The following is a 13432-nucleotide window of genomic DNA, read 5'->3' as shown; positions in this document are numbered from 1 at the left end:
TCCTGAAGCGGGTGTCCAGCCAGCTCAGCGAGTCCACACCCGGTGGAACTCCTCGGCCGGGATGGCCTCCAGTGGATCTTCGCAGGGTCGATCGCCTGGTCCGTGAGGAATCCGTGCTCGTCCTCCAGGTGCTTCCAGCCGTACCGGTGGAGTCGGCCGCTCGGAGTCAGCTCGGCTTGCTTGACGATCAACTCACCGCCGTCGGGTACGGCCTCGAAGTACCACAGGCCGCCGTCCTCGTCAGCATGGCCCGTGCCCGCGACCGTGACGGTCGCCCGCCGGGCGGAGGACTGGCTCGGTCCTTGGCGGCGGGCCGCGGGGGTGTGCGGGGTGCGGGGACGGCACCGTACGGCCCCTGAGGGCCGCTCCGGGGGGCCTGGGCGGCGGGGGAGGGACGCGCGTCACATGGGGGTGTGGTTCCTTCCGGTGACCCGACACGCCTAGTCTCAGGGCCATGTTCGCTGCCTATGCCGCACGTATCGACCGCGATCAGCCCCTCAACGGCCTTGAGCTGGGTGACCGCCCGGAGCCCGAGGTACGGCCGGGCTGGACCACCGTCACCGTCAAGGCCGCCTCCCTCAACCACCACGACCTGTGGTCCCTGCGCGGGGTCGGCCTGCCCGAGGACAAGCTGCCGATGATCCTCGGCTGTGACGCCGCCGGCCTCGACGAGGACGGCAACGAGGTCGTCATCCACTCCGTCATCGGCCAGACCGGCCACGGCGTCGGGCCCCGTGAGCCCCGATCCATCCTGACCGAGCGCTACCAGGGCACGTTCGCCGAGCGGGTCGCCGTGCCCGCCTGGAACGTGCTGCCCAAGCCGAAGGAGCTGAGCTTCGAGGAGGCCGCCTGCCTCCCGACCGCCTGGCTCACCGCGTACCGCATGCTGTTCACCAACGCCGGGGTCCGCCCCGGCGACTCCGTGCTCGTGCAGGGCGCGGGCGGCGGTGTCGCGACCGCCGCGATCGTGCTGGGCAAGGCGGCGGGCCTGCGGGTCTACGCCACCAGCCGCGACGAGGCGAAGCGGAAGCGGGCCGTCGATCTGGGCGCCGTGGACGCGTTCGAGCCGGGCGCGCGGCTGCCGCAGCGCGTGGACGCCGTCATCGAGACGGTCGGCGCCGCCACCTGGTCCCACTCGGTCAAGTCGCTGAAGCCCGGCGGCACGCTGGTCATCTCCGGCGCGACCAGCGGCGACCGGCCCTCGCACGCAGAGCTGACCCGGATCTTCTTCCTGGAGCTGAAGGTCGTCGGCTCCACCATGGGGTCCAAGGACGAGCTGGAGGACCTCCTCGCCTTCTGCGCCGCCACCGGTGTCCGGCCCGTCATCGACGAGGTGCTGCCGCTGGAGCGGGCGCGGGAGGGCTTCGCCAAGATGGAGTCGGGCGACCTGTTCGGGAAGGTCGTGCTGACGCCCGGTTCCTGACCGGCGCCCGCTTCCCGCAGTCCGTGAACCCCGGTTCCTGAAGTACGGTCCCGACGGGCTTTCCCGTACGGGTACTTGAGGGTTCGTCGGTTCTGGGGTGGGATCTCCGGCATCGCGTCGCGTACGAGCGTCACGTCACGCCTGCCGGAGGTCCACCATGCGTACCCCCACGCGTACCACCGTCTGCGCCGCCACCCTCGCCGCCCTGCTCGCCGGGGCCAGCCCGGCGGCCGGGGCGACGCCCCCGGAACCGGAACCCCGGGACGCCGTCGCCGCCGGTGACGGCATCCCCGCGCTCACCGACGACCGCGGGCGCGTCCTCACCCTGCGCGGCTGGAACGTCGAGGACAAGGCGAACCGGGGCGACGCCGCCCTGTCCGCCGTCACCGAGCGCCACTTCCGCGACCTGGCCGCCCACGGCTTCGGCTTCGCGCGCCTCCTGGTCTTCTGGGACGACCTGGAGCCGGTGCGCGGCCGGTACAGCGAGGCGTACCTGCGCAGGATCGAGCGGGTCCTCGGCTGGGCGCACAAGCACCGCGTCCAGGTCGTCATCGACGCCCACCAGGACGTCTTCGGCCCGGCCTTCGGCCACCGGGGCGTACCGGAGTGGGCGACCCGCACCGACGGGCTGCCGTTCACCCCGCACCCCGACGACTGGTTCTCCGAGTACTTCGAACCGGCCGTCCAGCGGGCCTTCACCCACCTCTACGAGGACGAGGACCTGCGCCGCGCCCAGGCCGCGATGTGGCGGGTCCTGGCCGGCCGGTTCGCGGACCACCCGGCCGTCCTCGGGTACGACCTGATCAACGAGCCGATGGGCGAACTGCGCGAAGGTGAGGACCTGGCGGCCGCCGCCCGCCGCATCGAGACCGAGCAGCTGACGCCCATGTACCGTCGGCTCGCGGCGGCCGTACGGGCCGTGGACCGGGACAACTGGCTGTTCGTGGAGCCGACGCCCATCGTCGGCGAGGGCGTGCCGACCGGGCTCGGCCGGATCGACGACCCGAAGGTCGTGTACGCGCCGCACTTCTACAACACGGCGATGGAGGCGGGCGCCGACTACGACCCGGCGGCCGGGTGGATCGAGGCGTACGAGACGGCGGTCGTGGAGTACCCGAAGCGGTACAAGACGCCGGTCGTCGTGGGGGAGTGGGGCCCGCTGAACAACTCCCTGCCGAACATGGGCCGCTTCTACCGCGACGCGCTCGCCTCGCTGAACCGCTACAGCTCCGGCTGGGCGGGGTACGTGTGGTGCTACGGCGGCGGGTACTGCGCGCTGGACGCCGAGGGCCGGTTCCGTACGAACAAGGGGCAGACGGCCGCGCCGTACGCCCCGGCGGTGGCGGGCGCGGTACGCGACGAGGCCCACGCGGCGGACGCGTACCGGGTCACGTACACAGCCCGCCCCGGCGTCACCGAGCTGTCCCTCCCGCCGTCCGCGCGCGGCTGGCGCGTGCGGGCGGAGGGGCGGGCCCGTCCCGACCGGACGGAGGTGGCGCCGGGCGGGCGGGCGACGCGGGTGACGGTACGGGCGGTGCCGGGCGCGACGGTCACCCTGCGCGTCACCCCGCGCTGACGGCCCCGCACGGCGCCCCCCTGGCTTCCGGTGGCCGGCGGCGTCCCCCGGCTTCGGGCGGCCGCGCGGCGCCCGCGCGTGATGGCCCCCGGGCCCCTCAGTCCTCGTCGGCGGGGCGGAGCAGGGACGTGAGGCGGGTCGCCGCCGTGGCCAGGTGGTGGCGCGCCTCGGCCAGCTGCGCGGCCGTGACGCCATGGTCGCGGGCGGCGTCCCGCACGTCGTCGCGGAAGCGGTCCAGCAGGCGTTCCAGGTCGCGGGCGGGGTCGCCGCTGGTGCCGGTGTCCCGCGCCCAGTCCGGGGTGTGCTCAGGGCCGGGCTCGTCGGCCGACGGCCAGGGGCCCGGCGACGTGCCCGGCGAGGAGCCGGGAGCGCCCGCGCCGAAGAGGCCGCCCAGGCCGCCCAGCCGCCCGGTCAGATCGGCGAGCCCCTCCCGCACCCCCGCGGGCCAGTCGCCCTGCGCCAGGTGCTCCTGGACCTGCTGGGCGACCCGGCGCATCTCCTGCTGGGCCCGCTCCTGGGCCTCCTTCGCCTGGCGGCGGGCGTTCTGTGCCTCTTCGCGGGCGCGGCGCGACTCGTCCTTGGCGCGCCGGGCCTGCTCCCGCCACTCCTGCTTGGCCCGCCGCAGCTCCTCCTTCGCGGTGCGCCACGCCTCCCAGTCCTGGCCGCCGCCCGGCCGGTCCGCCGTACGGCGCGTCTCGCTCGCCGCCGCACGCATCTCGCTGCGCAGCCGGCCCGCCGCGCCCCGTACGTCGTCGCGGATCTCGGCGGCCAGCTCGGACACCGACTCGCGGATCTCCTGCTCCAGGTCGGCCAGCTCGCCGCTGCGCGCCGCCAGCTCCGCGCGGCCCGCGTCGGTGATCGAGTAGACCTTGCGGCCGCCCTCGGAGGTGTGCCGCACCAGGCCCTCGGCCTCCAGCTTGGCGAGCCTCGGGTAGACCGTGCCCGCGGACGGGGCGTACAGGCCCTGGAAGCGCTCCTCCAGGAGGCGGATCACCTCGTAGCCGTGGCGGGGCGCCTCGTCGAGCAGCTTCAGCAGGTACAGCCGCAGACGGCCGTGGGCGAAGACGGGGGGCATGTCAGAGGGCCTTTCCGGAGGGTACGTCGTGGGCCGCGGCGGTCCGGGGGCGCTCGGGGCGGCGCAGCAGGGCGATGGCGCCGGTCACGGTCGTCGCCTTCAACGTGCCCGTACCGGCTCCGAGCGTGCCGCTGATCCGCCTGGTGCCCCACAGGCCGTCCACGCGCAGCCCGTCGAACGCGCTGGCGACGGCGCCGCTCGTCGTGTTCGCCTCGACGCTAGCGTCCGTGCGGTGCGGCAGCCGGATCGCGACCTCCCCCGAGACGGTGGCCACCTGGATGTCCGTGGGGTCGTCGGCCGGGTCCACGTCCACCACCACGTCCCCGCTGACCGAGTCGGCCCGTACGGACGCCCCCGAGCCGTCCACGACGGTCAGACCGCCCGACACGGACTGGAAGCGCAGCTCCCCGGTGACCGCCTGGGCCTCCACGTCACCCGACACGGTCTCCGCCCGCACCCGGCCCGAGAGCCCGACGAGGGTCACGTCGCCGCTGACGCCGCTCACCTCCGTACGCCCCCGCATGCCCGACACGACGGCCGCGGCGCCGACCACGCCCACCTCGGCTGAGGCGTCGGACGGGACGGCGAGCGAGACGACGGCGCTGCGGTGGCGGGCCTTCGCCAGCAGCCGGGTCAGCAGGCCGCTCCCCGGGAGGTCGGGGTAGGTGACGGTCAGCGTCCCGTCGCGCAGGGTGACGGACAGCGGCGGGCCGTCCAGCTCCGTGACCTCCAGGCGGGCGGGGCCACCGTCCGTGCCGACCACGTTCACCGCGCCGTTCACGACGCGCACGGCGAGTGCTGTCACGGGGTCGTCGAGGGTGAGCCTCATCGGCTCGCTGACGGACCACTCCGGCATGGTGATGCCCTCCTCGGGTCTCGGCCGCCCGGCGCCCGCGCCCCGGGCCCGTGCCCCGCGCGTCCGGCCCCGCCGGGGCACGGAGACGCGGCATATCGCGTTTGCGACTCGCATACACGATATATCGCGGCTGGGGGAAGTCAAGACGGCCCCGAAGCCGTCATAAGTGGGCGAATTGCCCTAGCGTATGGCTCATGAACGCGACATCGACCGGTGCGCTGCTGCTCTGCCGAGCCGACCCCGACGCGGTCGCCGCCCCCGCCCGCCTGCTGCGCGAGCACGTCGTCCTCGCCCCGGCGGGAACGGACTGGAGCGTCCTCGTCCCGGAGGGCCGCCCCTGGCTCGACGGCTCCGAACCGGTCGAGCGGATCGCCACCGGATGGGCCACCGCCCTCGCCGTCGGCGCGCCCTGGCCGGTCATCGCCCTGTGGTGGGACGGCGAACGGGCCGGTCACACCCTCGCGTACGGATTCCGCCGACCGGTGGACTACACCTGGCTCGCGGACGGCACGCCCGTCGGGATGGACGAGGCCATGCTGACGTTCGCCGAGCGGCTCGGCCTCGACCCCGTCATGGACGTGCAGGACCTCCAGACCCTCACCCGCCCCGACCCGGACGCCGACGCCCGCGCCCGCCTGCTCGGCCTCGTCGCCGTGCTCGCCCGCCTCGGCCTCGAACTGCCGCCCGGCGTGCAGCCCGGCGAGGCCACCACGCATCTGCGCGCCGCCGCCCAGGCCCATCCGGACGCCCGGAGCGTCGAGGGCCACGGCTGGCGCGACGCCGTACGGGCCGAGCTGAGCGTCCCGGACGGGCCCCTGGCCCGCTTGCCGCGCGTGCTGGCCGGGCTCCAGGTGGCCGTGGGGCTGCCGCTGCTGGCCTGGGCGCTGTCCCGGCGCCCGCCGAGCCCCGGCTGGGTCACCGCGGGGGCGCTGCTCACCCTCCAGGGCGCGGCAGGGCTCGCGTATGAGCGGTTCCGCACCGGGGAGCGGCGCCCGGGGCCGTAGGGGTGTCTGGGGCCCGCAGGGGTCCCATCGGCCCCTGACGGTGCCCGCGGGCCCGGAGGGGGCGCCCCGGGACGCCCGCAGCGGGCTCACCGGCCTCCAGAGGGCCGCCGCCCCGCACCCGTCGGGGCCGCTGGGCGCCCCGTTACTCCTCGTCCTCGTCGTCCAGCCGCGCCAGCCACGTGGCCAGGCGCTCGACCGGTACCTCGAAGTCCGGGTTCAGGTCCACGAACGTCCGCAGCTGCTCGGCGAGCCACTCGAAGGTGACCTCCTCCTCGCCACGCCGCTTCTCCAGCTCCTCGATGCCACGATCGGTGAAGTACAAGACACGTCTCCTGAATCCTGCCGGGGCACTCCCCGGGTGTTCCCTCCCAGGGTAGGGCGCCCGGTACGCCGGAGGGCCCGGCACCCCCTCGGGTTCCGGGCCCTCCGCTTACGCGCGTACGACCGCCGGTCAGGCGTCGAACACCTCGTTGACCAGCTGGATCTGCTCCGCCTGGTGGCGCTTGGCCGAGCCGACCGCCGGGGAGGAGCTGTGCGGCCGCGAGATGCGGCGCAGGCGCTCGCCCTGCGGGATGTCGGCGCCGACCGCCAGGTCCAGGTGGTCGATCAGGTTCAGCGCGATGAACGGCCACGCACCCTGGTTCGCCGGCTCCTCCTGCGCCCAGATGTACTTCTCGGCGCCCGCGTACTTGGCGATCTCCGCCTGGAGCTCGGCGCCCGGCAGCGGGTACAGCCGCTCGAGGCGGATGATCGCCGTGTCCGTGGCGCCGCGCTTCTGCCGCTCCGCCTCCAGGTCGTAGTAGACCTTGCCGGAGCAGAAGACGACCTTGCGGACGGCGGCCGGGTCGGCCGTCGTGTCACCGATGACCGGGCGGAACCCGCCGGTGGTGAACTCGTCCATCTTCGACGCGGCGGCCTTCAGACGCAGCATCGACTTCGGCGTGAAGACGACCAGCGGCTTGTGGTGCGGGTTGTGCACCTGCCACCGCAGGAGGTGGAAGTAGTTCGCCGGGGACGTCGGCATCGCGACCGTCATGTTGTTCTGCGCGCACATCTGGAGGAAGCGCTCCGGGCGGGCGGACGAGTGGTCCGGGCCCTGGCCCTCGTAGCCGTGCGGCAGCAGCAGCGTGACGCCGGAGGTCTGGCCCCACTTCTGCTCGGCCGAGGAGATGAACTCATCCACGACGGTCTGCGCGCCGTTGACGAAGTCGCCGAACTGCGCCTCCCACATGACCAGGGCGTCCGGGCGGGCCAGCGAGTAGCCGTACTCGAAGCCCATCGCCGCGTACTCGCTGAGCAGCGAGTCGTAGACGTTGTACCGGGCCTGGTCGTCGGCCAGGTACAGCAGCGGCGTGTAGTCCTCGCCGGTCACTTGGTCCACCAGCACCGCGTGGCGCTGGCCGAACGTGCCGCGGCGGGAGTCCTGGCCGGCGAGGCGGACCGGGACGCCCTCCATCAGCAGCGAGCCGATGGCGAGGGTCTCGCCCATGCCCCAGTCGATCGTGCCGTCGTAGATCGACTGCGCGCGGCGCTGGAGCTGCGGCATCAGGCGCGGGTGCACCGTGATGTCATCCGGGATGTTGACCTGCGACTCGGCGACCCGCTTGATGACCTCCTGCGGGACGGCCGTGTTCACGCCCTCCGCCGGGAAACCGGCCTGCGGGTCGACACCGGGGGCCGGGCTGGGCTGCGCCGTGGCCTCGCGGACCTCGGTGAAGACCTTCTCCAGCTGGCCCTGGAAGTCCTGGAGCGCCTGCTCCGCCTCCTCCAGCGTGATGTCGCCCCGGCCGATCAGCGACTCGGTGTACAGCTTGCGCACCGAGCGCTTCTGGTCGATCAGCGTGTACATCTGCGGGTTCGTGAACTGCGGGTTGTCGCCCTCGTTGTGACCGCGGCGGCGGTAGCAGATGAGGTCGATCACGACGTCCTTGTTGAACGTCTGGCGGAACTCGAAGGCGAGCCGCGCCACGCGGACGCAGGCCTCCGGGTCGTCGCCGTTCACATGGAAGATCGGCGCCTCGATCATGCGGGCCACGTCCGTGGCGTACATCGAGGAGCGGGAGGACTCCGGGGCGGCGGTGAAGCCGACCTGGTTGTTGATGACGATGTGGACCGTGCCGCCGGTGCGGTAGCCGCGCAGCTGCGACATGTTCAGCGTCTCGGCGACGACGCCCTGGCCCGCGAAGGCCGCGTCACCGTGCAGGGCGACGGGCAGGACGGTGAAGTCCGTGCCGGCCTTGCCGATGATGTCCTGCTTGGCGCGGACGACACCCTCCAGGACCGGGTCCACGGCCTCCAGGTGGGACGGGTTCGCGACCAGGCTGACCTTGATCTGCTCGCCGTCGAGGCCGGTGAAGGTCCCCTCGGCGCCCAGGTGGTACTTCACGTCGCCGGAGCCGTGCATCGACTTCGGGTCGAGGTTGCCCTCGAACTCGCGGAAGATCTGCGCGTACGACTTGCCGACGATGTTCGCGAGGACGTTCAGGCGGCCGCGGTGGGCCATGCCGATGACGACCTCGTCGAGGCGGGACTCGGCCGCCGAGTCGATCACCGCGTCGAGCAGCGGGATGACGGACTCGCCCCCCTCCAGGCTGAACCGCTTCTGCCCGACGTACTTGGTCTGGAGGAAGGTCTCGAACGCCTCCGCCGCGTTCAGCCGGCGCAGGATGCGCAGCTGCTCCTCGCGCTCCGGCTTGGAGTGCGGGCGCTCGACGCGGTCCTGGATCCACTTGCGCTGCTTCGGGTCCTGGATGTGCATGAACTCGATGCCGGTGGTGCGGCAGTACGAGTCGCGCAGGACGCCGAGGATGTCGCGCAGCTTCATCATCGACTTGCCGCCGAAGCCGCCGACGGCGAACTCGCGCTCCAGGTCCCACAGGGTGAGGCCGTGCTCGGTGATGTCCAGGTCGGGGTGCTTGCGCTGGCGGTACTCCAGCGGGTCCGTGTCGGCCATGACGTGGCCGCGCACCCGGTAGGAGTGGATCAGCTCGAAGACGCGCGCGGCCTTGGTGACGTCGTCGTCGTGCGACGCGTCGATGTCCTTGAGCCAGCGGACCGGCTCGTAGGGGATGCGCAGCGACTTGAAGATGTCGTCGTAGAAGCCGTCCTCGCCGAGGAGGAGGTTCGACACGATCCGCAGGAACTCGCCGGACGCGGCGCCCTGGATGACGCGGTGGTCGTACGTCGAGGTGAGGGTCATCACCTTGGAGATGCCCAGCTTGTTCAGGGTGTCCTGCGACGTGCCCTGGAACTCGGCCGGGTAGTCCATCGAGCCGACGCCCATGATCACCGACTGGCCGGGCATCAGGCGCGGCACGGAGTGGACCGTGCCGAGGCCGCCCGGGTTGGTCAGGGAGACCGTGACGCCGGTGAAGTCGTCCATGGTGAGCTTGTTCGCGCGGGCGCGGCGGACGATGTCCTCGTACGCCTGCCAGAACTCGAAGAAGCCCAGCGTCTCGGCCTTCTTGATGGCCGCGACGACGAGCTGGCGGTCGCCGTTCGGCTTCACCAGGTCGATGGCGAGGCCCAGGTTGACGTGCTCCGGCTTCACCAGGGTCGGCTTGCCGTCCTTGATCTGGTACGACCAGTTCATGGAGGGCATGGCCTTGATGGCCTGCACCATCGCGTAGCCGATGATGTGCGTGAAGGAGATCTTCCCGCCGCGGGCCCGCTTCAGGTGGTTGTTGATGACGATGCGGTTGTCGAACAGCAGCTTCACCGGGACGGCGCGGACCGAGGTGGCGGTCGGCATCTCCAGCGAGGCGTCCATGTTCTTCGCGACGGCACCGGCGGGGCCGCGCAGCGCCACGAACTCCGGACCGGCCGGGGCCTCGGCCGCCGGCTTGGCGGGCGCGGGCTTCGCGGCGGCGGGCTTCGCGGGCTGCGCGGCGGGCTTCACGGGCGCGGCCTCGGCGGGCGCCGCGGGGGCGGCCTGCGCCGGAGCGGGCGCCTGGGCCTGCGCGGGAGCGGCGGGCTGCGCCGGGGCCGGCGCGGGGACCTGTGCGGCGGGCGCGGCCGGGGTGGCGGGGGCCTGTGCGGTGGCCTCCGCGGCCGGGGCCGGCTGCGTCACGGTGCCCGCGGCCCCCGAGGCCGCGGGGGCCTCGCCTGCGGGCTTGTCCGCCGAGCCGGAGGCACCCGGCTTGTAGTCGGCGAAGAAGTCCCACCAGGCGCGGTCGACCGAATTCGGGTCCTGGAGGTACTGCTGGTAGATCTCGTCGACGAGCCACTCATTGGCTCCGAAGGCGGCCGCAGGGCTCTGGCCCTGGCCGTCTTGGTCGGTCGAGATGCTCGAGTTACTGGGGGACTGAGACGACACGGCGGCAACCGCCCTCTTCCGCTTCACAAGGTGATGGACAGCGGAAATAAAGGCTACGCCTCTACGAGCGGAAGGTGCAGGCGGGGCGTGCCATCGTCGCGTACATCACATCGAACGGCGGGTTTCACGGGCAGAAATGGCGGGAAACAAGCGTGGTTCGACGACGACCGGCTGTGACCGGGTAGCGCGCGGCGGAGCTGCGACCTGCGTGGTCCGCACCCCTGAACGGTTCCGCCCCCGCTCCGGACGTGTACCCCGTACACGTACACGGACACCTGACGTCTCCGGTTCGAACCCTATGTCAACCGCGCTGCCGTGGAATCCCCGGAAGGGTGACGAGAATGCGGCAGCCCCGTGCGGATTCGGCCACACCTATACGGCCACCGTGGAGATCCACGCACCAGCGGGCGATGGCGAGGCCGAGGCCGGTGCCGCCGTCGCTGCCCGGGCCGTGCGGCGAGGGGACGCTGCCCCGGTTGAACCGTTCGAAGACCTTGTGCCGCTCCGACTCGGGGATGCCGGGGCCCTCGTCCAGCACCTCCAGGCGCAGTGACTCGGGGAACGGGCCGCGCCGCGCCCGTACGGTGACCCGGCCGTGCGGCGGGGAGTGCTTCACCGCGTTCTCCACGAGGTTCGCCACGACCTGGTGGAGCCGCTCCACGTCCGCGTGCGCGGTCAGCTCGGGCGGCGACACGTCCAGGTGCAGGTGCACGTCCGTACGCGCGTGGGGGCGCGCCCCGGCGCCGACGGACCGGTGCGAGGCGGCCAGGCTGGCCTCCTTCAGCACGCCTGACAGGTACGGCCACACCTCGAAGCGGCGCGAGCGGAGCGGTACGACACCGTTGTCCAGGCGGGACAGGTCGAGCAGGGTCTCCACGAGGCGGCCCAGGCGCTCGGTCTGCGCGAGCGCGGTGCGCATCGTCTCCGGGTCGGCCGCCGACACGCCGTCCACGACGTTCTCCAGGACGGCCCTGAGCGCCGCGATGGGGGTGCGCAGCTCGTGGGAGACGTTGGCGACCAGCTCCTTGCGGTGCCGGTCCACGGCCTCCAGGTCGTCCGCCATGCGGTTGATGGTGGAGGCGAGGTCGCCCAGCTCGTCGCGGCGGCCGGCGCCCCGGACGCGGCGGGTGTAGTCGCCGTGCGAGATGCCCTTGGCGACCTTGTTCATCTCGTCGAGCGGAGCGGTCAGGCCGTGCGCGACGAACTGGGTGAGCAGCAGGGTCGCGATCACCGAGAAGACCGTGATGAAGCGCAGCTCGGTCTCCGTGCGCAGCGCCACCAGCAGCAGGCCGGTGGTGATGAAGACGGAGACGACGACGAGGCTGCCCAGCTTCGTCTTGATGGAAATGGTGACGGAGGGGAGGCGTCCGCGCAGCCCGCGCCGGGCGGGGCGGGGTCGGCGGCGGCCCGCGCGGCCGCCGCCGTGCGCGGCCGGGCCGCCGTCACCCGCAGGCGGGTCGCCGTCGCCCGCGAGCGCGGTGCCGTCGTCCGCGAGCGGGGCGCGGTCGTCGTCCGGGAACGGGTCGCCCTCCACCGTACGGCCCTCCGTCCGGCCGCCTCGGGGTTCACTGTCCGGTCGCGGACTTCCGCCGGGGTCGCGGTCCCGGGTCCCGGGGCGCCCGGGGCTCACGGCGCCGGGGTCTCCAGGGCGTACCCCACGCCGTGGACGGTACGGATCCGCTCGGCGCCGATCTTCCGGCGCAGCGCCTTGATGTGGCTGTCCACGGTCCGCGTGCCCGACGCGTCGGCCCAGTCCCACACCTCGGCGAGCAGCTGCTCACGGGACAGGACCGCGCGCGGCGTGTTGGCCAGGCAGACCAGCAGGTCGAACTCGGTCGGCGTCAGGTGCACGTCGTCGCTCTTGACGCGGACCCGGCGCTGCGCGTGGTCGATCTCCAGTTCGCCCAGGCGCAGGATGCCGCTGCGGGGGGTGACCGCGGCCAGCGCGGCCCGCTCGACCCGGCGCAGCAGCACATGGACCCGGGCGACCAGCTCGCGCATCGAGAACGGCTTGGTCATGTAGTCGTCGGCGCCGACGCCGAGCCCGACCAGCATGTCCGTCTCGTCGTCGCGCGCGGTGAGCATCAGGACCGGCACGGGCCGCTGCGCCTGGACGCGGCGGCAGACCTCCAGCCCGTCGAAGCCCGGCAGCATGACGTCGAGGACCATCAGGTCCGGCTGCCACGCGTCCGCCGCGTCCACCGCGGCCGGTCCGTCGGACGCCGTCTGCACGAGGAACCCCTCGGCCCGCAGTCGCGCGGAGATGGCCTCCACGATCGTCGTGTCGTCCTCGACGACCAGGACCCGGCGCTGGGTACCCGGCGTGACCGCGGTGCCGGTGTGGCTGGTGTGTGCGTGCTCCATGCCCCGCCCCTGTCGCGTCCTGCGCGAGCTGTAGTTCCGTGCGCTTTACGTCAACAACATAAAGGCAGCGACCATGCCGCGGCTACGCGGGTCGAATCCCGAGGTGGACCACGTCCGGTACGCCCCGGGCAACCGGGATCTCTTCCGTCCGTACCCCGCTGAAACCGGCATTCCGCAAGGACTCTTCGAAATCGGCGGACGGCCGGGCGGACCAAACCGCCAGTACGCCACCGGGGTTGAGGCGGCGGGCGCAGGCCGCGAGGCCGGACGGCGAGTACAGGCCGTCGTTGCCCTCGGTGACCGTCCAGTCGGGGCCGTTGTCGATGTCGAGGCAGAGCGCGTCGTAGGTGTCCGGGATGTCCGGGGCGTGGACGTACGCGACGAGGTCGGCGTGGATCAGCGCCGTGCGCGGGTCGGCGAGGGCGCGGGCGGAGAGGGCGGCGAGGGGGCCTTCGCGGTGCCAGTCGATGATGGCCTGCTCCCGCTCCACGACGGCGATGCGGCCCCAGGCGGGGTCGGCGGCGGCGTGGGCGAGGGAGAAGCCGACGCCGAGCCCGCCGATGAGGACGGAGGGGCGGTGGGCGTCTTGACGGGTGCCCGCGGAACGGGCGTCCGCGGCGCCGCCGGTGCGGGGGCCGCCGAGGGCCTGGAGGGCGGCGTCGACGAGCAGCCGCTCGGAGCGGCCGTCGGAAGTGTCCATGAGGAAGGTGCCGTTGGCGATGATCTCGAAGTGGTCGTCGCGCTGCCGCAGCACGACTTCACCGTACGGGCCTTCACGTCGGTCGAGCGTCAAGGGCATGCGCTCCACCTTATGCAACG

At 72.9% G+C, this 13432-nt stretch carries 10 protein-coding genes; 3 read left to right on the top strand and 7 right to left on the bottom strand.

Annotation, left to right across the window (positions count from 1 at the left end):
• Window positions 1–454 precede the first annotated feature (454 nt).
• Together J116_RS08120 and J116_RS08115 are read left to right on the top strand one after the other, a co-directional pair.
• Window positions 455–1423, top strand: coding sequence for a zinc-binding dehydrogenase (locus J116_RS08120; protein ID WP_023586598.1), 969 nt, complete (start codon window positions 455–457; stop codon window positions 1421–1423).
• A gap of 157 nt (window positions 1424–1580) precedes the next feature.
• Window positions 1581–2999, top strand: coding sequence for a glycoside hydrolase family 5 protein (locus J116_RS08115; protein ID WP_023586597.1), 1419 nt, complete (start codon window positions 1581–1583; stop codon window positions 2997–2999).
• Window positions 3000–3096: 97 nt separating this feature from the next.
• Here the strand turns inward: J116_RS08115 and J116_RS08110 are convergent, their stop codons facing one another.
• Window positions 3097–4074, bottom strand: a complete 978-nt coding sequence (locus J116_RS08110) for a PadR family transcriptional regulator (protein ID WP_023586596.1) — start codon at window positions 4072–4074, stop codon at window positions 3097–3099.
• A 1-nt stretch (window position 4075) separates the two neighbouring features.
• Entirely contained in the window at window positions 4076–4930 is an 855-nt protein-coding gene (locus tag J116_RS08105; RefSeq protein ID WP_023586595.1) for a DUF4097 family beta strand repeat-containing protein, read from the bottom strand.
• Window positions 4931–5124: 194 nt separating this feature from the next.
• Here J116_RS08105 and J116_RS08100 point away from each other — a divergent pair, with 194 nt between their 5' ends.
• Window positions 5125–5934, top strand: a complete 810-nt coding sequence (locus J116_RS08100; protein WP_023586594.1) for a hypothetical protein — start codon at window positions 5125–5127, stop codon at window positions 5932–5934.
• A gap of 142 nt (window positions 5935–6076) precedes the next feature.
• Here the strand turns inward: J116_RS08100 and J116_RS08095 are convergent, their stop codons facing one another.
• From J116_RS08095 to J116_RS08075, 5 genes are all read right to left on the bottom strand, one after another.
• Entirely contained in the window at window positions 6077–6256 is a 180-nt protein-coding gene (locus J116_RS08095; protein WP_023586593.1) for a DUF6104 family protein, read from the bottom strand.
• A 129-nt stretch (window positions 6257–6385) separates the two neighbouring features.
• Window positions 6386–10249, bottom strand: coding sequence for a multifunctional oxoglutarate decarboxylase/oxoglutarate dehydrogenase thiamine pyrophosphate-binding subunit/dihydrolipoyllysine-residue succinyltransferase subunit (locus J116_RS08090; protein ID WP_023586592.1), 3864 nt, complete (start codon window positions 10247–10249; stop codon window positions 6386–6388).
• Window positions 10250–10550: 301 nt separating this feature from the next.
• Window positions 10551–11624 carry a HAMP domain-containing sensor histidine kinase gene (locus tag J116_RS08085; protein WP_028963822.1) on the bottom strand — a complete coding sequence of 358 codons (1074 nt, stop codon included), beginning with the start codon at window positions 11622–11624 and terminating at the stop codon, window positions 10551–10553.
• 251 nt (window positions 11625–11875) lie between these two features.
• Window positions 11876–12613, bottom strand: a complete 738-nt coding sequence (locus tag J116_RS08080) for a response regulator transcription factor (protein WP_023586590.1) — start codon at window positions 12611–12613, stop codon at window positions 11876–11878.
• Between the two features lie 82 nt (window positions 12614–12695).
• Entirely contained in the window at window positions 12696–13412 is a 717-nt protein-coding gene (locus J116_RS08075; protein ID WP_023586589.1) for a spermidine synthase family protein, read from the bottom strand.
• Between the last annotated feature and the right edge of the window lie 20 nt (window positions 13413–13432).

Origin of the sequence: Streptomyces thermolilacinus SPC6 (assembly GCF_000478605.2) — a bacterium.
GTDB lineage: Bacteria > Actinomycetota > Actinomycetes > Streptomycetales > Streptomycetaceae > Streptomyces > Streptomyces thermolilacinus.
This window is presented reverse-complemented; position numbering and strand designations above follow the sequence as displayed.

Coding starts and splice junctions, on each gene's coding strand:
- J116_RS08120 (WP_023586598.1), top strand. CDS start 455: ATGTTCGCTGCCTATGCCGCACGTATCGACCGCGATCAGCCCCTCAAC.
- J116_RS08115 (WP_023586597.1), top strand. CDS start 1,581: ATGCGTACCCCCACGCGTACCACCGTCTGCGCCGCCACCCTCGCCGCC.
- J116_RS08110 (WP_023586596.1), bottom strand. CDS start 4,074: ATGCCCCCCGTCTTCGCCCACGGCCGTCTGCGGCTGTACCTGCTGAAG.
- J116_RS08105 (WP_023586595.1), bottom strand. CDS start 4,930: ATGCCGGAGTGGTCCGTCAGCGAGCCGATGAGGCTCACCCTCGACGAC.
- J116_RS08100 (WP_023586594.1), top strand. CDS start 5,125: ATGAACGCGACATCGACCGGTGCGCTGCTGCTCTGCCGAGCCGACCCC.
- J116_RS08080 (WP_023586590.1), bottom strand. CDS start 12,613: ATGGAGCACGCACACACCAGCCACACCGGCACCGCGGTCACGCCGGGT.
- J116_RS08075 (WP_023586589.1), bottom strand. CDS start 13,412: ATGCCCTTGACGCTCGACCGACGTGAAGGCCCGTACGGTGAAGTCGTG.